Here is a 26,843-nt window from a genome sequence, read left to right as displayed (position 1 = left end):
GCTCAGCCGCGCATCTCGACCCCGGCCCACTCCTCGAGCACCTTTGCGATCGAGGTGAAATCGGATGATGGACCGTATTTGGCGTTGGTGATTGCCAGCATCTGCCGCACGACCGCGCCGCAGACCATCGGCACGCCCATGGCTTCGGCCTCGTCTACGCAGAGACGGACGTCCTTGTAGGAAAGACCGGTGGCGAAGCCGAAATCGAAGGTGCCGGGCAGCACCGAGCGGGGGAATTTGTCCTCGGAAGCGCTGTTGCGGCCGCTGCTGGCGTTGATGATGTCGATCAGCACCTTGGCATTGACGCCGCCCTTGACGCCCATGGCGACTGCTTCCGAGGTGATCACCAGCGCCGCCGCCGCCATCAGATTGTTGGCGAGCTTGGCCGTCTGCGCCACGCCGGGCTTGTCGCCGGTGTAGAACAGCTTGCCGAAGTTCTTCAGGATCGGCTGCACGGTCTCGTAGGTCGGCTGCGGGCACGACACCATCACGGCAAGGGTGCCGTTGACCGCGCCCTTGATGCCGCCGCTGACCGGGGCATCGACCAGTGTCATGCCTTTGGCTTTGAGGCCCTCCGCAACGAGCTTCGCCGCGCCAGGGCCCGAGGTCGACAGGTCGATCACGATCTTCGCGCGGTTGCCGCTGCTGATGCCGTCCTGGCCGAGCGTGACGGCCTTAACGATGTCAGGCGTCGGCAGGCTTGCGAGCACGATGTCGGCGCGGGAGGCGACGTCCGCCGGCGAGTTGCCAAGGAGAGCGCCGCGCTTGACCAACGGCTGCGTCGCGTCAGCTTGCGTGTCGTAGACGACGAGCGAATAGCCCGCGTCCATCAATCGCCCCGCCATGGGGCCGCCCATGCGACCCGTTCCGATCACGCCGAGCGTCTCTCCCGCCATCGTCCACTCCCTGTTGCGCGGTCCATGATGGGCGCGCCGTCTTGATCTTGTCGTTACCTTCGCCAGCTGGTCTGGACGACCGCCGTCGTTGCGGCGGCGGGGATCCCGCGCCAGCGGCCGGATTGTTATGATTGTCAGACAAGCTGTCAAGCATAACATTTGGAGTCGACAGTTTGCCGCGGATCGTCTTATGGTCCGAGAAAACGAGGAAGACGCCCGGCGTGCCGCAAGACCGAATTCCAAGCGTGAGCAAGACCCTCGCCGATGTCGTTGCGGCCGCGTCATGGGCGGACGTGGGGGCGCAGAGCATCGAAGCGCGGCGCTCGATCCTCAATTTCTTTGCGACGGCACTCGGCTCCGCACGCGATCCCGTCGTGATGGCGGCGATGCGAACCTTGTCGCCGTTCAGCGGCGCGGCGACCGCAACGGTCATCGGCCATTCACGGCAGATGGACGCGATGTGCGCATCGTTCCTCAACGCCATCTCGGCCAACCTGCTCGACTTCGACGATACGCATCCCGAGACGATCATTCATCCAGCAGCGCCGGTCGCAGCTCCCGTCATGGCGCTCGCGGAGACGCGCAGGCTGTCGGGACGCGAGGTGCTCACGGCGTTCATCCTCGGAGTGGACATCGAGTGCCGGATCGGCAATGCGGTGTCGCCGCGCCACTATGCGCGCGGCTGGCACATCACCTCGACCTGCGGGATCTTTGGCGCCGCGGCGGCTTGTGCAAAACTGCTGGGCCTGCGAGCAGAGGGGATTGCGAACGCCATCGGGCTCGCGGCGAGCCAGTCCGCGGGCAATGTCGAGAACCTGCCCAGTGCCGCCAAGAACGTCAGCGTCGGCAACGCAGCGCGTAACGGACTGTTCGCTGCATTGCTGGCGCAGCAGGGTTATGAGGCGGCCCCGCGCGCGATTGAAGGTCCGCTCGGGTGGGCGCGCACTATGGGGGATGAGCCGGATATTGCTCGTCTGCTTGATGGTCTCGGCAAGACCTGGGAGATAGCAAGAAACACCTACAAGCCTTATCCCGCCGGCATCGTCTTCCATGCGGTCATCGATGCCTGTCTGAAATTGCGGGAGCAGATCGGTCGGCAGTTCGACCAGATTGACGCCGTGACGGTTCAGGGCTCGGCGCTGCTGCTTGCCCGCGGCGATCGCCCCGTCAACAACGAGCGCGATGCGCGCGTCAGTATCCATCATTGTGTCGCGTGCGGCTTGCTGCTCGGCAGGGCCGGGATCGCTGAATTTGCCCGCGAGACGGTGGTCCGGCCCGATATCGCGCAACTGCGGCAGAAGGTGAGGGCGGAGCTCGATACGCGGATGCCAGATGGAGCTGCGCGCGTCACGTTGCGCTTGTCGTCTGGCGAGGCGCTCACTGAAACGGTGACGTCGCCGCGCGGCAGTCAGGCTGCACCGTTGTCGGATCGCGACATCGAAGAGAAGCTGCGCGAAGGCATACGGACTGGCCGAAGCGATTGGGATGCAGACCGCGTCATCGACGCGGTCTGGCGGCTCGATGCAGCGGATGACGTAGGCAAGGTCCTGCAATCGCTGCGACCGCCGTCGGCGTCGCGCCAACCAACTTCCAACTAGACTGTCGCAAGACCGGAAAGGGACGATCATGAGCAAGACCGAACTGTTCGAAAACGGCCTCAAGGTTCGCAAAGAGGTGCTCGGCGAGGACTACGTCAACAAGTCGATCGCCGGCGCCGACGAGTTCACGCGCACCATGGCAGAATGGTCGACCGAGTTCTGCTGGGGCGCGCTGTGGACGCGGCCCGGCGTTGACCGCCGCACGCGCTCGATCGTCAATCTGGCGATGCTTGGCGCGCTGAACAGGCCGCACGAGCTGAAGCTGCACGTCAAGGGCGCCCTGAAGAACGGGCTCACCAAAGAAGAGATCAAGGAGATCCTGCTCCAGGTCGCGGTCTATTGCGGCGTGCCGGCCGGCATCGACGCCTTCCGCAATGCGCGCGAGGCGTTCAACGAGGTCGACGCGGCAGGTTCTTGACCGCGTCCGCTCGATTGGAAGCCCCATGGCAGACCCGGAATACGAGCTCTTCGCCATCCGTTACGCGACGCGGGATGCGCAGCGCAGCGAGCACTTCATCGGCGGCGACCCGCATGATGGCCCGATGCCGATGGACTATTTCATGTGGCTGGCGCGGGGAGGCGGGCGCAGCTTCGTCATCGACACCGGCTTCAACGCGGACGTCGCCAGGCAGCGCGGGCGGAATTTCCTGCGCTGCCCGGTGGAGACGCTGGCCGCGTTCGATATCGACGTCGGCGACGTTAAGGACGTCATCCTCACGCATCTGCACTATGACCATGCGGGCAATTTCGACCGGTTCCCGCATGCGCGCTTTCATCTCCAGGAGCGCGAGCTCGCCTACGCCACCGGGCGCTACATGCAATATCCGCGTCTGTCGCATTCCTTTGAGGTGGAGGACGTCTGCGGCATCGTGCGGCTGAACTATGCACGGCGGGTGCTGTTCTACGATGGCGACGCTGAGATCGCACCCGGACTGACGGTTCATGCGGCCGGTGGGCACTCCGCCGGTCTTCAGTTCGTCCGTGTCAACACGCGCCGCGGCCCTGTCGTGCTCGCCTCCGATGTCAGTCATTTCTACGAGAACATGACAAGCGAGCGTCCGTTCACGACGGCGTTCCATATCGGCGACATGCTGGTCGGCTTCGACAAGCTGCGCGCCGCGGCGCCCAGTGCGGACCACATCGTTCCAGGTCACGATCCGCTCGTCATGATGCTTTATCCGGCGCCGAGCCCGGATCTGGACGGGATCGCGGTTCGCTTGGATGTGGCGCCGTCCGGGCCTGCTCATTCCTAGGGGGCGAGAGGACCACGCGCCGCCTCCCCGGCGAGCTTCTGTCCCAGGGATGGACGAACCTTTCGCGACTTGGCTCCAATTGGATCTCGCTTGCTGGAGCTAGCGATGTTCAACGCCTCCGCCTGCCTGGCAGCTTGGACGGCAGCGCGCGGCTTTTGGGGATCCACTGGGTCGATCGCTCCATATCGAGCGCCCGGTCTTCGCCGTCCTTGCGCCGGCAGAAGGTCTCTGACACGTAGCGGTTCTTGCGGCGACCTGGACGCGCCAGTTCCCGGAAGGCAACTGAGTGAAGCTGGCCATGGCCGTGTACACTCCCCAATTCGTGTGCGCTACGTGTGCACCGAGAGGTCAAAACGGGTACAAACGTGTGCAATTTCGGCTAGTTTGGAGTGCACAGTTCGTGTTTCATCCTATTGAGATGATAAGGTAAATCATTGAAATCGCAAGACTATCGATTTTCTGTGGCTCCGATGATGGATTGGAGCGAGAGTCCAAGCTTCTCAAGGGATTAGAAGGTGGCGTGTGCACGATGCGTGCACCGGGAGATCAAGAGAGGCCCTTGTAAGGCAAGTCGAACCGGGCGCTTGTGAAAGCGGGATAGACGGGACAGAAGGCTTGCAGATTTCAGAGAATATGGCTTGCACATCCATGCTGGTCTTCAATCCAGCCAGACGGTGATCAGAAACGCAGCGGCTTGGGTAGCTCGCGCGCGATACCTTGTTGCTCGTGGCTTTCGCGCGCGCGGCGCCGACGCTGACCGTCGTCTGTCGACCGAGCGCCGTGCTTCCGCCCTTCGTACTCTCTCCCGGAGCCGGTTCAATTGAGCCAGCAGGCTAACGAGTTCGATCGTTGTGTGACGCAGAACAGCCAGGCTACAAACTCCGCTACTCACTACCACACCCCCAAACAAGCCTTGCCGAATCCGTGACGGGAAGCTCGAATTTGTGATGACGTGCCAATAGCGTCTAAGCGATGGCTCCTGGGGCCGTCCGTTCGCTTTACGACGATACACGGGGAATATTTTCGAGCGTTCCAATGCGCTGCAATGGAGATGGCTGTCTCAAACCAGAGAATTTGGGCGCACTCTCTGAAACGGCCACGGCATTTTGCATCAGCACGAGGGAGCGGCACCAAGGATATTCGTCGTCCGAACGATTGACTCTTCGACCCAGGCTTCGCGAGCGAACCAGCTGTGATCGGCCTGACAAGTCGGGCAACGAGTATTGCCGAAGAAAACGATGCTCCGCAGGAAAGTCTCACGATCGGATTTGATGCCGGTCGGAATCGCGCGACCTGTTTTGGGACACTTGACCATAATCATACCCATGTGAACCTCCCTGAAGCATCTGCCGAATAAATAAGAGGGGCCGATCGGCTGGAGTGCGCTCTCGACGGTGCAGGTTTCTTGGGGGCATCGCACCTGGGTCAATGTTCGAGCAACGGGCAGTTTGCTCGTGACGACGGTTCTCCAACCGACCGGATTCTTGCTGGGTGAATTCTTTGGCCCGCGCGGGCCTTGAAATGAGGCTTCGACCTCAACTGAAAGCTTCTGGGGGGCCCCTCACAATTATCATCCCCAGATCCCTGCGGCTTCGTGCGGAATCCTTCGCCCGCAACGAAATCGACACCTTCCTCTTGTCGGACATATCAGCCAATCGGATCACTCGTCTTACTCCCCCGCGCGCAATTCGTTAATATCTTCGTACATCATTTAATGTGCAATTAAATTCGCATTGTCGGTCCGGTTTACGACTCTCGACCGGTTTATTTTGCGGGGGCGCCGCGGCGGGACTGTCATTGTCGAAAACGTCAAATCCTTCGCATACTCAGCCGTTCCCACGGTACGGGTGCCGCCGCGATTTGACTTTGTAAACGGACGGTTGTGGGTGGTTCAAATCTGAAATAAATTTTGATTATCGGTTAATGCTATAAATGTCGTTGTTAATTGCTGGCGATCACGTAAGCTAAGCTCGTCCAGGTTTCATTCGGCTGGAGGAGACAATGTGGGATTTAACCCTTGGTGAGTACGACCTCGCCCCCGATACGCCGCACTTGGCCCAGATGCGCGCGGAACTGGTAGGCATTGGCGAGAAGGAGCGCATTCTGCGAGAACGCAGTGCCGATCGTGAAACCTATCGGTACCTCCTGGATGCTCATCGGTTGAGCGCGCGCGAGCTTTCTTTGAGAGCAGGTGTTGAACATTTCTCGGCAGGGAGAGAACAGGGCGGCCAGCTGTGGCATGACTGACTGTATTGTCGTTACGAACCGAGACCGATTGGGTGACTTGTGCCCGGCAGACGGGAATTGCCGCGCCGCGGACGGGTTAGATCGAACTTGGTAGGCTGCCGAGGGCCGTGGAGAGTATCCCAGAGCTGTCCTCGCCTCGTCGCTACAGGACGAGGCAGATTGCTTCGATTTGGTTGGTGCCGTGCTGGAAAGATCGTCGGCAGAGATGATGTTGAGACCAGCTTCGGATGCAGTGTTCGCGCTGCTGGACGATCGACCAGTGCTTTTCAGCGAAACAGGGCAGAAGATCTTTGAACTGGACGGAGTAGGGGCATTCGTTTGGTGTAAGTTGTCGCAAGGTGCCTCTCTGGAAGAGATCTATCAGGAGCTTGGGACGCTAGACATTGACGATCACACGGCACGCCGGTTCACGCGAGAGCTCGTCAATGTCTGGATCGATCGAGCGTTGCTCGAAGTCGATTGGCGAATGCCGATCGATTGTGCCTTCTCGGCGATTCTGGGTCGGCACAGAATAGGTGTCCGGGCTGCAAATCGCGACCTCCTGAGACGGCTGATTTCGCCATTTTGCGTCCCGGATCAGGGCGCCGGGGGTCACGGCGACATTGCGATTGAGGCAATGATGCTGGACGAGCAAGTGTTCTTGCGCGGTGAGGATTCCAGCGTATCCAGATGTGAAGTCGAAGCACTGGCACCTACGATCAAAGCGCACATCACCGAGCGGCTTATTCGAAGCGATCGTTGGGTCTTCTCCCTTCACGCCGCTTCTCTGGTCAAAGACGGCATGGGCCTATTGTTGTGCGGCCAACCGGGAGCTGGAAAGTCTACCCTTACTCTGCAGCTGGTGAACGCCGGACTTCGGTATGCCGGGGATGATGTTGCGCTGGGTGGAGCTGACGGAACGATTTGCGGCCTTCCGTTTGCTGTCACCTTGAAGGAGGGGTCGTGGGACTTGCTCTCGCGACTACACGGGGACCGGTACCACGCGACGCATTGTCGCTCCGACGGCGTTTTGGTGCGGTACGTGCCTATTCCGGATGCGCACCACGAATGCTTTGCCGCAAGCTGGATCATCTTCTTGAACCGCATAGCGAGCGGTCCGGCCGAATTGACCGTGATAGATCAGTTGGATTCGATGAAGCGGCTCATCGAGAATGCATTTGCTGCCGACGGCCGACTTTCGCGAGTCGGCTTTCTCGCATTGAAGCGGATAGTCCTGGGGGCGCAGTCGCTTCAGTTGACCTACTGCGAGGCTGTGGAGGCTCGGCACGTGCTTATGGATCTATGCAATGGCAAGGCATAGCACGGCCCTGACGAGTCTTTGCAATTGCCTGCAAGGCATGCCACCAGTCGACGTCGAGTGGATGTCCGTAGTCGGGCTCGCAAATCAGACTCTGACGACGCCGGCGCTCATCAATTTTGTCGACAAATTTGCACAGATCCTGCCGAAGGACGTCTGCGGATACATTCGCCAGATCCACCGCCGAAACGTGCTGCGAAACAATCGGCTCGTCGCTCAACTTGAAGAAGCTGTTATCGCGATGAACGGCCTTGGAGTTACGCCGATCATGCTCAAGGGGGCATCGACGCTGGCGACCGCGCCGGAGGAGCGACGAGGAGTTCGGTTAATGTCTGACCTGGACATTATGGTTATGCCGGACGAAGCCAAATTGGCTGTCTCCGCTCTGTGCGCAATTGGTTACGATATTGACTATGAGACCCCTCCCGAAAGCCAGAGATGGCATGTCGAGCTGAATCGCTCACAGGATGTCGGGACCATCGACCTGCAGCAGGCAGCTCCAGGCCCTGCGTACCTCTACGAGAGCGTCGGGCATCCGCTGAACCGTTGCGTCCCCGCTCCGCTGGGGCGCGGACGCGTGTATATCCCGACGCCTGCCTACAGAGCGCTTATGTTGATCATCCATGATCAGTTTCAAGACTATGGATATTGGCTCGGCGATCTCGACCTGCGGCACCTTGTTGAATTACGCGATCTGAACAATTCTGCCGAGGGCCTCGATTGGAAAGAGCTTACCTCTCTTGTCTCGGGCGAATTGATGAAAAATGCGGTTGAAACCCAGCTGTTCGCTCTTGCTGAGTTGCTTGGCGTGGAGGTTCCACACGCATTACGTTCCCGACTGATTCCCCGACTGCAGTTCATGCGACAGTTGATGCAAGCACGCTTTCCGGCCACACGCGTGCCTCTCCTGGCGATGAACATTCTGGATATCAGAAGTTACCGCCGGGAGGCGACTACTGTCTCGACAAAAACTAGCGCGCATCAACGTGGATTGTGGTCTGTGCCAAGAGCGAGCACCCTGCACTTTCTGTTGAATGCGACGACCGCAGTTCGGGCGGGAAAGGTCTAGAGCCTGAAGCCGTCACACGAGCGCCTTCGAGACATGGTGGCAACAGGTCTCTTGGTAGAGCAAGTTTTCGATCCGCTACCTGCTCCAGGTGAGGGGGCTGCCGGGAATCCGCAGGGCCAAACATTCTCAGCCGCCCCGCGGTGCGTCCAGTCGCGCCCAGCTAGGAATGCTCTCGGCCACTAGCATTCCGTTCGGAAGATTCGCCCTTCTCGCGGATTCTGAACTCCTCCAGCGTGTGGCCTGATTGGAGGGCGGCAACCAGCCAGCGGGGCTGCTTACCACGTCCTGACCAAGTCTCAGTTGGCTGGAGCGGGTTGTAGTACTTCGGCATGACCTTCGGGTATTTGCGCCGGGGCGGTTGGTCTGCCCCCGCCTCAGCCGCCCCACTTTCAGCTTCACCGAATTGTTCCGGTTGGTTGAGTTGCGCAAGACGCTTTTCAAGTTCCCGCTTCTCGGCGGTGATCCTTTCGGCAAGGATCTTCGTTAGCTCCTCGTGAAGAAGCCAAAGTTCCTCAAAATCCATGGCTTCGAGATCTTGCCTTCGCATAGCATTTCTCGTCACCGTTCGACTGACCCGAGTCAGCGCTGAAATTGACAACAATAAATTTTGTTATATATTATTTAATGATTATTGCGACGATTATTTTATTAATTGACCTCGGCAGGTGAAGAAGCTGCTGGAGGCGCGGGTAGGAGCGTAGTCTTGATTGAGTATCCTCTTGAACGTCTTCAGGATTCAGTCCGCCGGTTTGTGGTTCCCTCGATTGCCGTGACGGACATTCAGGCCCTTAGGCTCCAAATCGAACTCAGACGGCGTGCGCTGAAGGATATCGAGGTTATTAGCTCGCGTCTGCGTCTATGGGACAGCCGCACGGCGGTAAGGGCTCCTGAACGACGGAAAAGCGGCCGCCCGTCCCTAAGATGCAGGCTGAGGCGGGGCGGATCGTTTGGGCGACAGCTTGATTCCTCATCCTTCCACGGCGCTTGAGCGGTTTCCTGGCCGCAGCTAACCACCCGCAACTAGCGCGTGTGGTGGTGCGTGCCCGCGGTTAAAATTAAGCTTGCTCATTTTACCGGCTTGATTAATAACCGCGACCCGGTTATCTGGGTGGGCGAGTTCGGTTCCACACATTGTCTTGGGATAATCAGTTTCTCTGTCTTGATTAATATCGACAGGGAGAATATTGGATTGGGCGCAACTACACGGTGAGAGCATGTCAGCGAAGAAACTCGAGTTAGAAACGATGTCCCTCGACGATCTCTGGTCGCTTCATGAGGAGATTAGCGGAATTCTGTCCGATCGGATCAAGGCGGAAAAGAACGAACTCGAAAAGCGCTTAGCGGCACTTGGGGGCGGGATGGCTATTTTGGCGGATTCGAGCCGGGAAGGCGTGTCTTCCACCGGCAAGCCGAGACGTAAGTATCCGCGCGTGCTGCCGAAATATCGGAATCCGCAGACATCCGAGACCTGGTCGGGGCGTGGCAAGCGGCCGCGGTGGTTGGTTGCTGCAATGAAGTCTGGTCGGAGAATTGAGGATTTTCGCATTGGCGAAGCAAGTCCGAAGCTTCGTCAGCGGGCGTGACTGAGGCTGTTTGATTGGCAGGATTGTGGCGACCTAAAAGCCGGCGAAACTCCCATAAGTCTTGGGTCTAGTAGGCGTTGCGCCCTCTTAGAACCTCGACGGGCGTCCGCAGCAGGATTGCGAGATCCAGCCCGAGACTCCAGTTGTCGATGTACCAGAGATCATATTGGACACGTGTTTCGACCATGACTGCTGTGGGGGTAGGGCCCCGGCAGCCATGAACTTGGGCCCAGCCGGTCAATCCCGGCCTGACCCGGTGGCGAAGCGCGTAGTTGCGCACGAGCTTGTCAAATTCACTGTCGTGAGCCACGGCATGAGGACGCGGGCCCACCAGCGACATGCTGCCGTCGAGAACATTTAGCAGCTGTGGCAGTTCATCGAAGCTCGTCCGGCGCAGCCATTTGCCGACGCGGGTGACGCGTCGATCGGCGCGGTTGGCCTGAAGGATCACAGGCCCGTCCTCGAGCACATGCATCGTCCGGAATTTGCGTATCAAGAATATCTGGCCGTTGAAGCCACAGCGCTGCTGGCGAAAGAATACAGGGCCGGGAGAATCTAGCTTGATGGCCACTGCAGTCAGCGCAAGTAGCGGAGCGAACATAGCGAGGGCGAGGCCCGCGCCGACAACATCAATCGTCCGTTTGATCGTGCACTCCAGCGGCGTAAGGGGACCACGCTGGAGTTCTACGCAAACAGCACTTCCAAGACTCCGCTTAGGGTGTCGAAGCAATTCGGACGTTGTGCCGACGGGCACGAATATGATCGGGAACGGCAATACGCGCAAATCGGCAACAAAGGCTCGCAATTCAGGCCATCGCTCCGGGTCTGCTTCCACCACCACCTGATCGAGCTGGCAGGTGCGAATGTGGTCGATGACGCGGGCCGTGAGACGCCTTCGGCTGGCAGGACCGAAGCCAAATGGAGGCAAGCTGAATCGTCCCTTCACGGAATATCCGTGCATAGACAGGGTTTCGGACAATCCCACGTTCTTCGACAATGGTTGATCGCTGATCAGAACGATATTTGTGTTGGCGAACTTTCTGCCGCTCAGGGCTCTTCCGAGAAGCACCTTGACTCCCCACCGCTCGGCCAAAAGCAAACCCAGACCGATAACGACGAAGAGCAGGCCTGCTTGCTGGGATGCCCCCGGGTGAATTGCAAAGCCGTACACCGCCCAAATGAAAAGCACCGACGACGCCCAAGCCAGACAGACCACGCGTATCTGATTTCGGAGGGCAAGGAGCTCAACCGGCTGATAGAGCCCATAGGTCTTCAGCAGGCAAACGAGGCAAGCTGCGCTGACTAGCGCCGGGCCAAGTGCGTTCTCCAAGCCGACTGCGGCTTGCCCATGCTGAGCCTGGTAGAGCAATGTAGAAACGATGCTCGCAAATAGAATGGTTGCAATATCCGCACCAAGCGCCACGTGCTCGACCGCATCATAACGGAGAGGCCATTTATGCTGGCGGGATATTGCAGGCTTGGGACTGACACGATCCGTAACCTCCCGTTCGGGGAAATGTCGGTTCACGAAATTCATGGCGGGCCCTTCTATTTAATATTTAATTTATTATTAATTACTCAAGTTTATCAAGTGGAAATATCGGTTCCGGCAATTTGATTCGTGCGCCCCATTGTCGCCGGAACCGCGAGCGCCTGTTGATCAAAGGTCGTGGCTTCTTATCGAGAACCCTGTTGGGAATTCCGCGTGCGCACTTGGTCGAGGTACGCCGGATCCAGTTCCGAAATCAGGCCCTCCAGATAGATCTTCCCGTCGGCCGAGGCTGACCGGTATGCGGTCACAAACGCCGGCCTGAGGGCTGGCCGATGTCTAACGACGAGGCTGATGTCCCGCTTGATCAATTCACGAAACTCAGGCTCTCGTACCACGCCATCCGTAGCCAGTGCGACGGATAAGCGTAACGGAACCAGATCCAAATCGTTCGGCGCGGTATAGTACGACATCTTGAGCATCGCTGCCGTGCTGGATTGGGACGAATTGTGCTTCGACCTCGCCGCGAGCATGAGCCAAATGTCGCCCCGGAGCGGCGAAGAGCGCAATGCACGAGCAAGCACACTCGAAGTCACTACAGGAGCCGTCCGTTGCTCGTCCGCAGCTACAGCCGAATCCCAGTTGAATCTTGATCCGCCTCGGATCCATAGGTCTTCACGGGCTGCCGCTACCGAACCTGGCTTCGAGATTCCGTTCGGCCAGCCTGTTGCAGTCGACACAGCTGACAATAAGGAAGATCGCCCACCGAGATACAACTCAGGGAGGACCATCCATACTGCCTGCAGGATCAGTACGATTCCAAGCACCATCAAGGTGATGCGGGGCCACATGGTGACGAATGCTGACGCGAACCTCCGAGGAGACGCCGGTGCTTGAACTGCGATCCGGTCGGAGGTCTCTTTTGGTTCCAGGGATATGACGTCGCGTCCCGCGCCGGGAACGCTTTGCCCCCACGCCAGCCCAAAAAGGGCGGCGGCCAGAAGCGACGCGCCCAAACCCAGAATTCCGTGGTCAGAAAAGGCCAGTACCGTCACTGCAATCGAAGCGGCAGCGCCCAGGGCTGGGAACACGTAATCGTAGGTGCGCGACAGAGTGCGCCTCATCAGAATACAAGCGCCGAGCATTGCAATAACCACGAGCCCGCAAAGGAAGGCCCACCCCATATCAATAACGATCGCGGCGGCGGCAGTTGGCCTTTCTCGCGAGGCGCCGACTTCAACGTCCTGGTAAACCGGCAAGAGCACGGTCGAAGCACCCGCGCCGGATCCCGCCAGCCCAACGTCCTGGAGCATCAGCTCTGTTGCGCTCTGACTGCTCGTCGACAAGGCGATCGTCAGGTCGGTGTTCGTCTTGAAGGGAATGACTGTCGCGATGGTAATGAAGACGATCGCGGTGGTTGCGAGAACACCAGCAGTACCCCACAAGCCTAGAAACCACCTGCGAATAGCAAATACTGAGAGCAGGATTACAGATCCGAGGAGGGCGGCAACGACTGCAGCTGAATTGGCCCGAACAAGCAGCGCGGCCATGCAGATCATCATTGCAATTGTCGCGGCGGACAGAGCAGGGAGCGGGGCTGTCGCAATTGTTCCTGGCCGACTGTGTCGCAACAACTGATCGACCGCTCGTATTGCCGTTGCGCAGGAGAGCAAGACACCGAGCACTGCGACTGTTGAGCCATTTGGCCCGGCGACAGCGGTTGCTTCCTTGTCGAACCACATGGTCGTAGCAATTGTGGCTATCAACAGCAGAATGTGCAGGACATGCGCCGCGCGATATCGGTCAAGCGAGATGACGGCCGTGATGAGGGCCGCGGCGAGTACAGCGCAATACTGCGCCAGCGAGAATATTGTCGCCCCGGTATCGACTGTGATCATTTGGGCGAGCGGCTCGTTCAAGGCCGCCGATGCAGCCGCCCAAATGGGATTGCCGAGTTTGCCCATCGGCATCGGCACTGCCTGCAACGCCATCCAGAGCACCGGAGCCGCGAGTACGACAACGAGACCGGGCCGAAGCAGTTTGGCGAGCCCAAGGGAGGAGGACGATGGAGAGATCGCGACCACCAGCGCCGCCGCTGCAAGTACCAGGGATGCCACCACCCAGCCTTGCAGGCTTTCAGGCATTGCAAACGCCGCGGTAATCGCCACTAACTCGGCCAATATGACAAGCCAAACCATCATGTAAACACCGTCGTGTGGTGCGGCCGCTCCGCTGATCTCGCACGTCAGATGAGTGCGGGCCGCTATGAGACAGCCTCAAGAGCCAGAAAGACCATAACGGATGTAATGGCTATCATGATAATAGTAGCTTCGATGACCGTCATATCGGGCCATCGCCTTAGTGTCCGTCTTGCTGAGAACTGCTCCAATCAGCGACTCGTGAATGTTTGGTGCCGTGTGCAGTGCGTGTTGTACGACATCTATTTTTGTCCTGCCCCATTCAACAACGAGAATGTAGCAGTCAATCAGAGATGAAGTGGCCCGAACGTCGACCAACGGGGTCAGGGGAGGAAGGTCGACGATGACGTAGTCATATTCGGCGCGTAAACGGCCGAACAGCTTGCTTATAGCGTCGGCGCAAAGAATTTCGCTGGTGTGGAGCAGAGGTCCAGGCCGCACGGCGGGCAGAAATGTAAGATTGGTCGTCGGATCCCGCCAGATTGCATCGGAGAGCGACCGGCTGCCGTTTGCAACTTCGATGATTCCACAGGCCGCTTTTGGCGCAAAGATGGCAGTTAGCGAGGGATTCCTGAGGTCGCAATCGACGATGATAGCCTTCTTTCCGGTGTGCCCGACTAGTTGCGCGAGCGAGGCTGCAATCGTGGTCTTCCCCTCATTCGGTAGGGCAGACGTAACGCCGACGACCTGCGCCTTCCCCGGATTGTGGTCGATGGCCAGCTTGATAGAACGAATCGCCTCGGTGTATCGAGATAGCGGCATTCCGATCACGGTCCGATGAATTGCGGTTGGAGATGAAACTATCCGTTGTTGAACATCATCATCTGTTTTCTGGAGGCGAACGGGTATTTTCGGAGATTTGCCGGCCGGCAACAATGGGACCATAGATAGACAAGGCAACTCCAGCACGGTTTCCACTTGTGACGAAGTCCGAAAGACACGGTCCATTAGATCCCTGAGGAGTGCCAAGCCGATGCCTAGCGCGAGACCGCCGAGAATGCCAAGCGCCAGTACCAACCTTGTCTTCGGCTTGCTCTTGCTCGCCGGCGGCGACGCCGGAAAGAGTACACGTGTGTCCGATGTGGGAAATGTCTCCTGCTGTGCGGAGCCCATGTAACGCTGCAGGAAGGTCTCGTACAAGCTACGCAAGCCCTTTGCCCGGCTTTCCAAATCCTTGATGGTGAGTTCAGCAGAATTGACCGAACGGGACTGCGAAACGGCTCGCGATAACTGCTTTTCGATTTCTTCCTGGCGCTGTTTGGCGAGTTCGAACTCGCTTCGGCTGACCTCTGCAAGTCTCCTGACCTCGTCGAAGATGGAGACGCGGAACTCTCTCGCGCGGTTCCGGATATTGACGACGGCCAGGTGGTCGCGACCGACCCTGGCCGCTAACTCGGCCTCACGTCTGGTGAGCTCCAGATATTGCTGGCGCAGCCCCGTAATGATCTGGCTGTTCAGCGCGTCGGTCCCGATAGCATCCAGATTGTCTATCGAGGACGGCTTTTTCGGATCGATAGAAAGGAGGGTGTCGTAGCGAGCCAACTTGGCGGTGGCTTCGGACGTTTGAGCACGTGCCGCGGCCAATCGATTGTTGGTTTCCGTGATCTGTTGCTCGTCGATGGGTTTTCCGTCCAGAGAAACGATGTTGTTTTGGGCCTTGTAGACGTCAACGGCACGTTGTGCAGCGAGGGCCTGATCGCCGAGATCGCGCAACCTCTCCTGCAGCCAGGTGGTCGCCCTGCGGTTGGCGTCGAACTTTGCATTGAGCTGGTCTGCAACATAAGTGTTGGCTACCGCGTTCACGATCTCGGCGGCTCGGGCTGCGTTGCTCGAACTGAAGCTGATCTCAATGACGTTGCTGTATCCGATCCGTCCAGCGGAGAGCCGACTGAGAAATGTGTCTACGAGATTGTCCGATGGTTCGCCATGCGTCTCGGGTGGCGCATCTTTCTTCGATCCGGTTGAGGCCAACGACCGAACTCGTTGCCAGAGCGACTGAAAAGATAGGCCGGACGGCTTGAAATCCGGATCTTCGGTCAGTTTCAGCTGATCGATTACCGCAGCCGCGGTGGCCTTCGACCTCAGGAGCTGTAGCTGAGTCTCGATTTGACTGAGGTCGAAAGCCGGCTCGGCTAGAAGTGATTGCTGCTGGACAAATTGAGGCCTTGGATTGGCCAAGAGGATCTGAATCTGCGCCGTATAGGTTGGAGGGACCAAATGGAGGTAGAGCAGGCTGGCCGCAGTGGCGAGTACGGCAGTGACGAGAATGACGAGATACTGGCGCCTTAGAAGCCCGATGCCGAAATTGATGACGTCGGTGATTCCTCCGCCGTCTGCCTGGGCGGGTTGAGGCAGTCCGTTTACCGGCAGCCGCATTCTATCCGTGTGTTGAAGATTGTTATGAAGCATCACGTACCTGTCCGACGCTGGGTCACGTTGCGGCCTTCCACCCGCAAACCCAGATTTAATGAGGCCTGCGGGAAGGCGAGATATTATATAGCTTGTAAAAATCCACTTGCCAAATTAAATAAATCATATATTAATTGAATTGCGATTAAAATAACGACGTCGCGGCTCAACTCTGGCATGTCTTAAAAGAATTCGAAGACATTTCCGTAGTTTGCGATTGCCGCCCGGGCGGCTTCTTAAAAATAAGGCGAGCGTTTAGGCGTGGATTGAGGGGGCGGAAAATTAACTCCACCGGGGATTATGGTCCACCGCATCGAAGCCCGATCCGAATTGAGAGAGGGCAGGAGGGTACCCAATGTTGGAACTGCGATCCTTGGCGATCCCCGATGTCAAAGTCATTCGCCCAGATCGGTTTTCTGACGCCCGCGGTTACTTCTGCGAGACTTTTCAGCGATCGGCTTTTGCGGAGAAGGGAATTCTTCATGACTTCTCTCAGGATAATCAGTCCAGCTCGGATCGGGTCGGCACGGTGCGCGGCTTGCACTTCCAGCGCCCGCCCTTCGCGCAGGCGAAGTTGATACGGGTGTTGAGCGGAGCGATTCTCGATATTGCAGTTGACCTTCGGCGTTCATCGCCCAGCTACGGCAAGCACATCGCGATCCAACTGGATAGTGAGAGCGGTGATCAAGTCTTCATTCCGAAGGGATTCGCGCACGGTTTCTGTACGCTGCAGCCCAAGACCGTCGTCTTGTACAAGGTCGACCAGGTCTATGCCCCAAGTCATGACGGTGGCGTCTATTGGGCTGATCCAACGTTGGCGATCGAGTGGCCCGTGACGCCCTCGGAAGCCCAGGTGTCGCCAAGGGACCAGACCCTTCCTACGCTCAGCCAGCTCGGTTGCGTTTTCGACTAGTGGAGACGGGTAGAATGCGTATCTTGGTAACCGGCGGAGCGGGTTTTATCGGTTCTGCGGTCTGTCGCCGTTTGGTGCTACAGACGGGTGCTGCGGTGATCAACGTCGACAAGTTGACATACGCAGCCAACCTGGCGTCGCTCGCGAGCATCGAGCGACTGGAGACTTACGCATTCCTGCAGTCCGACATTTGCGATCGTGAGACCATGGATTTTGCGTTCGCCGACTATGAACCGGATGCGATCATACATCTGGCCGCCGAAAGCCACGTCGACCGCTCGATCAACGGGCCCGACGCCTTCGTCAATACCAATGTAGTTGGCACCTATACGCTGTTGGAGGCTGCCAGAGCCTACTACGAACGTCTGCCGTCTTCGAGGCGGAAGCAGTTCCGCTTCATCCACGTGTCGACTGACGAAGTCTACGGCTCGTTGGGTCCCGACGACTTGTTCCGCGAGGACACGCCCTATAAGCCGAGCTCCCCATATTCGGCGAGCAAGGCGGCCTCGGACCACCTCGCACTCGCGTGGTTTCGAACTTACGGCCTGCCGGTTATCGTATCGAACTGCTCGAACAATTACGGTCCGTATCAGTTTCCGGAGAAGCTTATCCCGCTGACGATCCTGAATGCCATCGACCGGAAGCCTCTGCCAGTCTATGGCAACGGCAGGAATATTCGAGACTGGCTTCACGTCGATGATCATGCCGCAGGCTTAGTATGCCTTCTGTACGAAGGAAGGCCTGGCGAGAAGTACAATTTCGGAGGAGATGCTCAGCGATCCAACCTGGAGGTCGTCACTCGGATTTGTGACGTTGTCGATCGATTGTCTCCGGGCGCCGGATCGAGACGTTCCCTCATTACGTTCGTACCGGATCGTCCGGGACATGATGCGCGCTATGCGATCGACGCATCGAAGGCACGTCGCGAACTCGGCTGGGAACCCAAGCGAACCTTCGAACAGGGCCTGGCCCAAACCGTCGGATGGTATCTCAAGAACCGCACATGGTGGGAACGTGCTCGCTGCGGCGTCTATGACGGCTCGCGGCTGGGTCTCCTGGCCGCCCAAAGCTGAGTTGAAGATGACAGATCGACCCATCCTCATCGCCGGACGCAATGGCCAGTTGGCAAGGTGTCTTCGAGAACTTGCCGCAATGCGCGGTCTGCTTGCGGTGACTCTCGGGCGCCCAGAGCTCGATCTGGAGAACCGCGAAGGGATCGAGAAACTCATCGCGTCGATCGCGCCTTCCGCAATCATCAACACGGCCGCCTATACAGCGGTAGATCAGGCCGAATCCGAAAGAGCGAGGGCGTTCAGCATCAACCGCGATGGCGCGGCGGCGCTGGGAGATGTCGCGTGGCACATGAACATTCCGCTGATCCATCTGTCGACCGATTACGTGTTCGACGGTGCGAAGTCCGATGCCTACGACGAAACCGACATTCCGGCGCCGCTGAACGTCTACGGCGCATCCAAGCTTGCCGGTGAAGCTGCTGTATTGGCCGCGCACCCGCTTGCGACGGTGATCAGGTGCTCGTGGCTTTACAGTCCCTATGGCAGCAATTTCGTCCGGACGATGCTGCGGTTATGCGAGACGCGGCAAATTGTAAGGGTTGTCCGCGACCAATGTGGAAATCCGACCTACGCGTTCGACCTCGCGGAAGCCGTCCTCCGGATCGCACAACGGTCCGTAGCGGACGATCGCAGGGCCATCGCCGGCATCTTTCATCTCGCGGGTCAAGGCGAGGCAAGCTGGTACGATTTTGCAGAGGCGATCTTTCACGAGCGTTCCCGTCGTGGAGCGCGGATTCCGACGCTCGAGGCGATTACGACCGAGGAGTTTCCAACTGCTGCGCGTCGACCTCGGAACTCGCGCCTGGACTCATCCAAGGCCGAACGTGTGTTCGGGATTCGATTGGCACCTTGGCGCCAGTCACTGGAATCTTGTCTGGACCAGCTGGTCGGAGAAGGAGAAACCGATGCTGAAGGGAATCGTGCTGGCTGGCGGCAGCGGAACGCGGCTCTATCCGATAACGCGCGTGGTCAGCAAGCAGTTGCTCCCGATCTATGACAAGCCAATGATCTATTATCCCCTGTCGACGCTGATGTTGGCGGGGATCCGCGAAATTCTGATCATCACTACGCCTTCAGACCGGTGTCAGTTCGAGCGATTGCTGGGGGATGGTAGCCAGTGGGGCATCCGGCTCAGCTACGCGGAACAAGCCCGACCCGCCGGTCTCGCGGACGCGTTCATCGTGGGTGCGGATTTCATCGGAAACGATCGCGTGGCGATGGTGCTTGGAGACAATATTTTCTTCGGCGACGGCCTGAGCGAGTTGCTTGCCAGAGCGGCAGGACGTGAAGAAGGCGCAACAGTGTTTGCCTATCACGTACGCGACCCGGAGCGATATGGCGTCGTCGCGTTCGATGAGGCGGACCGCCCGGTGTCGATCGAGGAGAAACCCAGGCTGCCAGCTTCGAACTGGGCAATCACGGGATTGTACTTTTTCGACCACCGCGTTGTCCGCTACGCTCGTCGTGTCGAGCCATCTGCGCGCGGCGAGCTCGAGATTACTGATCTCCAGATGCGTTACCTTTCGGCCAACGAGCTCCACGTTGAGCGCATGGGACGGGGGTTTGCCTGGCTGGATACCGGCACGGTCGAATCACTCATCGATGCAGGGACGTTCGTGCAGACCCTTGAAAAGCGGCAGGGAATGAAGATTGCCTGTCTCGAGGAGGTCGCTTTCAGAATCGGCTTCATCAATCGCGATCAATTGCTCGCGCTGGCGCGCCCCTTGGAGAAGAGCGGCTACGGCAGATATTTAAACGAAATCGTGCGGCTGCCCCAATTCGCTTCGCGATAACACTACTCAGCGGGCAGGTTAAATTGCGTTATATGTTGCGCATTTAATTGACCGCGGGTCAAAATGGAATTAAAGAGTTGTTCTGTTATTTATTTAATCGGTACGGCTATGCTGGTTCAAAAAACGAGCGTCTTCGGCCGGGGAACTCGCTCCGTGCTTCCGGGGGAAGATATTTTCGCCCCTTGGCAGGAATCGACGTTCTTGAATGGATTCGCGGGCTTCGACCCGCATGGCCTCTGGGCTCCGTCGCTCGTTGATCACACGGTAAGCGGGATATCCACTCTGCCTTCTCTTGTCGGTGACGCCTCGTTCTTCGAACGGACGTCTCGGCCCGGCCCGGGTGATACGTCGGGCTTACGCGCCTTTGTGCCCCGTTTCTTCGCCGCAGCTTCCCGGTCGCGATTGTCTGCGCTGCTGTCCTCGACGTCTTTGACGAGCGGTCACAAAGGCCTGGCGCTCACGCTCCCGTCTGCGGCGAACGATGCGACGCCGACGTCACAACCGATTTCCACCCCTGGCGCCACTCACTGGGCCCATCCGACTGACGGAGGCTGGAATGTCGCACCGAACTGGAGCGCTGGCCTCCCGAGTATCAACGACTCTGCGTTCCTCGATGCCTCAGGAACGTATGTCGTCACGAGCTCGGCCCCTGTTGATATTGGGAGCCTGGTGCTCGACGCGGGTGCAACGCTTTCGTTGGATGGCGGCACGCCGTTTATCGTCGAAGGCAATGTTCTGAACAATGGGACGGTCGTCGTTGGAGCGTTCCTTGGCGATCGCATAGCGACCGCTGAGTTTAGGGGCGACGTCAGCGGCACTGGATCTTTCGAGATCGCTGACCAAGCGGTCCTGAAGATCGGAGGTTCTGTTTCCGGCCAGTTCTTGAATGGATCGTTCTCCGGCATAACCGTGTCGTTCGACGCGGATGTTGGCACGCTTGTCCTCGACCAGTCGGCCAACTTCCGCGGATTGATCGCAGGTCCATTCCCGGAAGCGCCGCTTTCCCCTGGGAATCTCATCGACCTGAAGGATCTACCCTTTACAACGTCGATGTCGGCGACCGTCCACCACGACAGCAGCTCGAACATCAGCGCGGTCGATTTCAGCAACGGTGCGGCCAACGTCTCCTTGCTGTTCTCGGGGATGGACTTGAACTGGAATTTCACGAGCAATGGGCAGGGGGGGACTATCGTCTCAGATCCACCCACGAATCCCACCGTATTGGAGAACCAGAAGCCGGGCACACCGAGGAGTGTCTGGGAGATCCAGCCGGGCGACAATTCGACCCTGACCCAGGGGTTTGCGACAGCAATCAGCACCAATGTCGGAAGTACGGTCCAATTCAAGATCAACAACCTGACCGGCAACCCGAACTATCGCGTCGATGTTTACCGGCTAGGCTATTACGGTGGCGATGGTGCCAGACTGGTTACGAGCCTGCAGCATCAGGCCGCCGCCGCGGTCGTCCAACCCGCTGCACTAAGGGAGGCGTCCACCGGTCTCGTCGATGCCGGCAACTGGAGCGTAACCGATTCCTGGAGCGTGCCAGCCGATGCGGCCTCGGGGGTCTACTTCGCCAACGTCATCAACGGCACCGAGATTTTCCAGATTCCGTTCATCATACGGAACGACGCTTCACACAGCGACATCGTCCTGCAGACAAGTGATCAGGATTGGCAAGCTTACAACGGTTGGGGAGGGGCCAACCTTTATTTCGGGAATGGCCCGGGCATCAATGGATCGGCCTACGCGGTCAGCTACAATCGTCCCCTCGTAACGCGTGACGGCACGGGAACCTTCTCCGAGGGAGGAGACTCCCCGTTCACGGCTGAGATTGCGGCCATCTATTGGCTCGAGCAGAACGGGTACGATGTCTCTTACATTTCTGGAATAGATGCTGCGACAAACGGCTCGTTATTGCTCAATCACAAGGTCTTCATGGACGCGGGGCATGACGAGTATTGGACCGAAGCCCAGCGCGCCAACGTAGAGGCGGCCGCGCACGCCGGCGTGAATCTTGCGTTTCTCACAGCCAACGAGATCTATTGGAAAACGAGATTGGTACCCAGCATCGATGGCAGCGGGACAGCCAATCGCACACTCATTAGCTACAAGGATACGCACGCAAATGCGCTGATTGATCCGTCAGGACAGGCGACCGGAAACTTCTCCGACCCGCGCTTCGGTGCTCCTCTTCCCTCGAATCAGCTGACCGGTACATTGTTCGCGGTCAACGCATTTCGGTACGACACGATCACGATACCTTACCCGATGACCCAGTTGCGCTTCTGGCGCAATACGGCCGTCGCGCAAACCTCATCGGGTCAGACTGCCTCGCTCGTACCCGGCCTGTTGGGCGTTGAGTGGGACATCGCGCCGGACAATGGATTCCGCCCTGCCGGGTTGGTCAGCGTCTCGTCCTCAACAATCAATGTAGATGGGAAGTACCTGCTTGACTATGGCAACACGTTCGGAGCAGGCACGGCGACCCACAATCTCGTTCTGCATCGGGATCCCGTCAGTGGCGCGCTGATCTTCTCGGCCGGTTCAATCAACTGGCCGTGGGCGCTTGCCAGCGACCACGACGGTCCTGAGACTCCTGTCGATCCCAACGTCCAGCAGGCGATGGTGAATCTTTTCGCCGACATGGGGGTTCAGCCGGCGGCCCTGCAAGCCAGCTTGACTGCCGCGATCCGGTCGACAGATGTCACGGCGCCGAGCTCCAGTATCACCAATCTTTCTGCTGCCAGCGTTGCCGAGGGGCAGTCCATCACGGTGACGGGGACGGCCACTGACGCGGGTGGAAAGATTGCCGGCGTCGAAATCTCCACGGACGGTGGAACGCGCTGGCATCCAGCCAACAGCAATGTCGGCGCGGCCAACGTGACGTGGTCATACTCGTTCAGCACAGGAGCTCAGGGGGCATATTCTCTGAAAACCCGGGCGGTCGACGACAGCCTGAACCTGGAAACACCCGGTGCGGGCACCAGCTACACGGTAACAGCATCTTCCGCCCTGACACTCTTCAGTCCGACCGCCACGCCAGCAGTGATCTCGAACAGCGATTCCGGCGCGGTTGAGCTTGGCGTCAAATTCGTGCCTACCGTATCGGGTAAGATCATAGGCATTCGTTTCTACAAGGGACCCGAGAATACGGGCACCCACATCGGTGATCTCTGGACATCGAACGGCGCGCTGCTTGCGAGAGCCACCTTTAGCAACGAAACCGCGAGCGGCTGGCAGCAGGTTGATTTTGCGACGCCTGTCAGTGTGCAGGCCGGCGTCACGTATGTCGCCTCGTATCACACGAACACCGGCCATTATTCCTCAACGGACTACTACTTCATCGACTATGACGGAATTACGAAAGGTGCGCTCACCGCGCCCGGTAGCAGCCTCAACGGCATCTATGCTTATGGCAGCAGCCCGGTCTTCCCCAGCAACACCTCCTTTATCAAGGCCGCGAATTACTGGGTCGACGTCGTTTTCAGCGATTCAGGCTTGACGTCGCCGCAAGCTCACGAAGACAGCGGCTTTACAGTTAGCCAAAATGGCGTGCTGAATATTCCGGCATCAACGCTGCTCGCGAACGACACCAACCCGTCGGGGTTGGCTTTCTCGATTACCAGCGTCGGTAACGCTGCCAATGGAAGCGTAAGCTACAATTCGCAGAGCCAGACGGTGACGTTTACTCCCACTCCCGGCTATGCCGGGGCGGCGAGTTTCAGGTATACGATCACGGACACGAGCGGCCAAAGCGGGTCCGGTCAGGTGTCGCTCAAGGTCAACTATCCGGTCTCTGCGCAGAGCCTGTTCGGCACCAATGATGCGCCAAGCGTACCCAATTCCGGCGATGCCAGCCCTGTCGAAGTTGGCGTCAAGTTCACCGCATCCGTGAGCGGAACGATAACGGGCCTGCGCTTCTACAAGGGATCGTCGAACACCGGAGCCCATGTTGCGAATTTCTGGAGCTCGACCGGCACTCTGCTTACAAGTGCTACATTCACGAACGAGACCGCCAGCGGCTGGCAGCAGGTCAATTTCTCCAATCCCGTGGCCATCACGGCAGGCACCACCTACGTCGCATCCTATCACACCAACGGCAACTATTCCGGTACCCAGAACTACTTCGTGACATCGCTTGCCAACGGCCAGTTGACGGCCCCGGCCGGTGCCAACGGCGTCTACAGCTACGGGTCCGGCAGTGTGTTCCCGACCAATACATTCAAGTCCTCGAACTACTGGGTCGACGTCGTCTTCAACGGCTCCTCCGCAGCCAGCGTGCCGCAAGCCAACGCCGACAGCGGCTTCACGGTTACCCAAAATGGTGTGCTGAACATCCAGGCATCAGCGCTGCTCGCGAACGATACCAACACGTCCGGGCTGGCTTTCTCGCTTACCAGCGTCGGTAATGCCGCCAATGGAAGCGCAAGCTACAATTCGCAGAACCAGACCGTGACGTTTACTCCCGCCGCCGGCTATGCCGGGGCGGCGAGCTTCAGCTACACGATCACGGACACGAGCGGTCAAAGCGGTTCGGGCCAGGTGTCGCTCAAGGTCAACTATCCGGCCTCTGCGCAGAGCCTGTTCGGCACCAATGATGCGCCAAACGTCCCCAATTCCGGCGATACCAGCCCTATCGAAGTCGGAGTCAAGTTTACCGCATCCATAAATGGGACAATCACCGGTCTACGCTTCTACAAGGGATCGTTGAACACCGGTTCCCATATTGCGAATCTCTGGAGCTCGACCGGAGCCCTGCTTGCAACTGCCACGTTCACGAACGAGACAGCCAGCGGCTGGCAGCAGGTCAATTTCTCCATTCCCGTGGCCATCACCGCAGGCACCACCTACGTCGCATCCTATCACACCAACGGCAATTATTCTGGCACCCAGAACTACTTCGCGACACTCCTTGCCAACGGCCAGTTGACGGCTCCGGCTGACGGCAACGGCGTCTATAGCTACGGCGCCGGAAGCGTATTCCCGACCAATACCTTCAAATCCTCCAACTATTGGGTCGACGTTGTCTTCAACGGTTCCTCCGCCACCACAAATACCCCGCCAACCGCGGTCGCGGACGTCGCTGATGCGACGGAAAAAGGGGGCGCAAACAACGCTACGGGCGGCACGGCGGCCACCGGTAACGTACTGACCAACGATACTGATCCCGATTCCGGTGATACCAAAACCGTTAGCGCAGTCAGATTCGGCTCGACCAACGGGACGCTCGATACACCTCTCACGGGTGCGCACGGCACCCTCTTGCTCGGTGCTTCGGGTGCTTTCACCTACACGGTGAACGAGAACGATGCAGCCGTGCAAGCCTTGCGGCAGTCGGCCAATACGGTGAGCGATGTCTTCAGCTATACGATGCGGGATGCTGCCGGTGTCGCATCGTCGAGCACGCTTACTGTCACCATTCATGGGGCCAACGATGCGCCCGTACTGGGGATCCAGACCGGCAACCAGGCCGTTACCGTTGACTCGGCGCTCTCGCTGACGTTGCCCGCCGGCACCTTCACCGACGTCGACGCCGGCGACTCGCTCACCTACAGCGCAACCTCTGGCGGTGCAGCCCTTCCCGCCTGGCTCACGTTCAATGCTCAGAGTCGTACCTTTAGCGGCACGCCGACGTCCGCGGATGTTGGTACGCTCAGCGTTACCGTCTCTGCTGCCGATCTGGGCAACCTCGCGAGCAGCGCGACATTCGATATCGCAGTTTCGCCAGTTCCTTCGACTGTGAGCCTGTTCTCCAGCACCGATACTCCGGCCATACGATCGGGTTCGGACACTTCCCAAATCAACCTCGGGGTGCAATTCGCGTCGTCCGTGGCCGGAACGATTACCGGAATCAAATACTACAAGAGCGCAAACGATTCCGGCACCCATACGGGCTCGTTGTGGAGCAGTACCGGCGAGCTGCTGGCGACCGCGACGTTCACGAACGAGAGCAGCAGTGGTTGGCAGACAGTCACGTTCAGCAATCCCGTGTCAATCACGGCCGGAACCACTTACGTCGCGAGCTATCACAGCAACGGCCATTACGCCTCCACCACCAGCTACTTCACATCCGCTCGCACCAATGGTCCGCTCACGGCTCCTGCGAACATTAATGGCCTCTACAGCTACGGAACAAGCAATCTGTTCCCGACCAGTACCTATAAGGCGAGCAATTACTGGGTGGATGTCGTGTTCAAGAGCTCGAGCGGCGGCCCCAACCAGTCACCGGTCGCAGCGAATGACAGCGGCTTCCACGCCACACAGAACGTTCCGTTCGGGATTCCGAGCTCAGCACTGCTTGCCAACGACTCCGATCCCAACGGTGATACGCTCACGATCACAGGCGCGAGCGGCGGTATGAATGGCGTCGCCAGCTACAACGCCCAAAGCAACATCGTGACGTTCACTCCGACGGCCGGCTACACGGGACCCGCGTCCTTCAACTATAGCATCTCCGACGGTCATGGTGGCATAGCGGATGCATCTGTTGCGCTTGATGTAAGCGCTGCGTCTTCGACGACGGTGCGCCTGTTCAGCGCAAGTCAGGAGCCCGCCATCGTGGCGGCCAATGATCCAAATTCAGTGGAACTAGGCGTCAAATTTCAGGCGTCTACCCCGGGCGATATTATCGGCATTCGCTTTTACAAGGGGCCTTCCAATACCGGCACGCACGTTGCAGATCTCTGGAGCGGTACCGGGACATTGCTGGCGACGGCGACCTTTACAAACGAAACGGCCGATGGCTGGCAGCAAGTCAATTTCGCCACACCTGTGACGATCATGCCGGGATCCACCTACGTCGCCTCCTATCACACCTCCGGGAATTACGCCGCCGATCCGGGCCTGCTGGCCAATGCGATCACCAACGGACCTCTGACCGCCCCATCTTCGGCATCGATCGGCGGCAACGGTGTGTTTGCGTACGGCACGGACAACCTGTTTCCAACCAACACCTACAACTCAACGAGCTATGGCGTTGACGTCGTTTTCAGGCCGCAGCTGGCAGCAGCATAGGAGAGCAA

17 protein-coding genes are annotated in these 26,843 nt (G+C 58.7%); 12 read left to right on the top strand and 5 right to left on the bottom strand.

The window, feature by feature from the left end; genetic code table 11:
• Positions 1 to 2 precede the first annotated feature (2 nt).
• The gene (locus tag RX330_RS23905; RefSeq protein ID WP_317240051.1) at positions 3 to 896 is read right to left on the bottom strand and encodes an NAD(P)-dependent oxidoreductase; all 894 of its coding nucleotides are present in this window, start codon (positions 894 to 896) and stop codon (positions 3 to 5) included.
• 221 nt (positions 897 to 1,117) lie between these two features.
• Between RX330_RS23905 and RX330_RS23900 the strand changes: the two genes are divergently transcribed.
• The 6 genes from RX330_RS23900 to RX330_RS23870 all read left to right on the top strand — a co-directional run bounded on the left by RX330_RS23900 (position 1,118) and on the right by RX330_RS23870 (position 8,360).
• Positions 1,118 to 2,494 (top strand): MmgE/PrpD family protein, encoded by a 1,377-nt coding sequence (locus RX330_RS23900; protein WP_317240050.1) that lies wholly within the window; start codon positions 1,118 to 1,120, stop codon positions 2,492 to 2,494.
• A 28-nt stretch (positions 2,495 to 2,522) separates the two neighbouring features.
• The gene (locus RX330_RS23895; protein WP_212092539.1) at positions 2,523 to 2,912 is read left to right on the top strand and encodes a carboxymuconolactone decarboxylase family protein; all 390 of its coding nucleotides are present in this window, start codon (positions 2,523 to 2,525) and stop codon (positions 2,910 to 2,912) included.
• A 25-nt stretch (positions 2,913 to 2,937) separates the two neighbouring features.
• The gene (locus RX330_RS23890; RefSeq protein WP_317240049.1) at positions 2,938 to 3,747 is read left to right on the top strand and encodes an N-acyl homoserine lactonase family protein; all 810 of its coding nucleotides are present in this window, start codon (positions 2,938 to 2,940) and stop codon (positions 3,745 to 3,747) included.
• Positions 3,748 to 5,748: 2,001 nt separating this feature from the next.
• Positions 5,749 to 5,994 (top strand): hypothetical protein, encoded by a 246-nt coding sequence (locus RX330_RS23880; protein ID WP_317240047.1) that lies wholly within the window; start codon positions 5,749 to 5,751, stop codon positions 5,992 to 5,994.
• Between the two features lie 181 nt (positions 5,995 to 6,175).
• Entirely contained in the window at positions 6,176 to 7,294 is a 1,119-nt protein-coding gene (locus tag RX330_RS23875; RefSeq protein WP_317240046.1) for a PqqD family peptide modification chaperone, read from the top strand.
• Positions 7,281 to 8,360, top strand: a complete 1,080-nt coding sequence (locus RX330_RS23870; protein WP_317240045.1) for a nucleotidyltransferase family protein — start codon at positions 7,281 to 7,283, stop codon at positions 8,358 to 8,360. The genes RX330_RS23875 and RX330_RS23870 overlap by 14 nt, the downstream gene beginning before the upstream one ends.
• A gap of 160 nt (positions 8,361 to 8,520) precedes the next feature.
• On the opposite strand, the gene RX330_RS23865 is transcribed toward RX330_RS23870, so the two are convergent.
• Positions 8,521 to 8,907 (bottom strand): H-NS histone family protein, encoded by a 387-nt coding sequence (locus RX330_RS23865; protein WP_317240044.1) that lies wholly within the window; start codon positions 8,905 to 8,907, stop codon positions 8,521 to 8,523.
• Between the two features lie 667 nt (positions 8,908 to 9,574).
• On the opposite strand from RX330_RS23865, the gene RX330_RS23860 reads away from it, so the two are divergent.
• Positions 9,575 to 9,943: an H-NS histone family protein gene (locus tag RX330_RS23860; protein WP_317240043.1), complete on the top strand. Its 369-nt coding sequence runs from the start codon at positions 9,575 to 9,577 to the stop codon at positions 9,941 to 9,943.
• Between the two features lie 67 nt (positions 9,944 to 10,010).
• Here the strand turns inward: RX330_RS23860 and RX330_RS23855 are convergent, their stop codons facing one another.
• From RX330_RS23855 to RX330_RS23845, 3 genes are all read right to left on the bottom strand, one after another.
• On the bottom strand, positions 10,011 to 11,480 hold the full coding sequence (locus RX330_RS23855) for an exopolysaccharide biosynthesis polyprenyl glycosylphosphotransferase (RefSeq protein WP_317240042.1): 1,470 nt from the start codon (positions 11,478 to 11,480) through the stop codon (positions 10,011 to 10,013).
• A 140-nt stretch (positions 11,481 to 11,620) separates the two neighbouring features.
• A complete protein-coding gene (locus RX330_RS23850; protein ID WP_317240041.1) occupies positions 11,621 to 13,633 on the bottom strand; it encodes a hypothetical protein in 2,013 nt (670 codons plus the stop codon).
• 75 nt (positions 13,634 to 13,708) lie between these two features.
• Positions 13,709 to 16,006, bottom strand: coding sequence for a Wzz/FepE/Etk N-terminal domain-containing protein (locus RX330_RS23845; RefSeq protein ID WP_317240040.1), 2,298 nt, complete (start codon positions 16,004 to 16,006; stop codon positions 13,709 to 13,711).
• 388 nt (positions 16,007 to 16,394) lie between these two features.
• Between RX330_RS23845 and rfbC the strand changes: the two genes are divergently transcribed.
• The 5 genes from rfbC to RX330_RS23820 all read left to right on the top strand — a co-directional run bounded on the left by rfbC (position 16,395) and on the right by RX330_RS23820 (position 26,835).
• Positions 16,395 to 16,952 carry a dTDP-4-dehydrorhamnose 3,5-epimerase gene (gene rfbC / locus RX330_RS23840; RefSeq protein WP_317240039.1) on the top strand — a complete coding sequence of 186 codons (558 nt, stop codon included), beginning with the start codon at positions 16,395 to 16,397 and terminating at the stop codon, positions 16,950 to 16,952.
• 14 nt (positions 16,953 to 16,966) lie between these two features.
• On the top strand, positions 16,967 to 18,025 hold the full coding sequence (gene rfbB / locus RX330_RS23835; protein ID WP_317240038.1) for a dTDP-glucose 4,6-dehydratase: 1,059 nt from the start codon (positions 16,967 to 16,969) through the stop codon (positions 18,023 to 18,025).
• 7 nt (positions 18,026 to 18,032) lie between these two features.
• Entirely contained in the window at positions 18,033 to 19,022 is a 990-nt protein-coding gene (gene rfbD, locus RX330_RS23830) for a dTDP-4-dehydrorhamnose reductase (RefSeq protein WP_317240037.1), read from the top strand.
• A complete protein-coding gene (gene rfbA, locus RX330_RS23825) occupies positions 18,931 to 19,818 on the top strand; it encodes a glucose-1-phosphate thymidylyltransferase RfbA (RefSeq protein ID WP_317240036.1) in 888 nt (295 codons plus the stop codon). Before rfbD ends, rfbA begins: the two co-directional genes overlap by 92 nt.
• Before the next feature lie 108 nt (positions 19,819 to 19,926).
• Positions 19,927 to 26,835, top strand: coding sequence for a DUF4082 domain-containing protein (locus tag RX330_RS23820; protein ID WP_317240035.1), 6,909 nt, complete (start codon positions 19,927 to 19,929; stop codon positions 26,833 to 26,835).
• The last annotated feature ends 8 nt before the right edge of the window (positions 26,836 to 26,843 follow it).

The organism is Bradyrhizobium sp. NDS-1 (assembly GCF_032918005.1).
GTDB classification, from domain to species: domain Bacteria; phylum Pseudomonadota; class Alphaproteobacteria; order Rhizobiales; family Xanthobacteraceae; genus Bradyrhizobium; species Bradyrhizobium tunisiense.
This window is presented reverse-complemented; position numbering and strand designations above follow the sequence as displayed.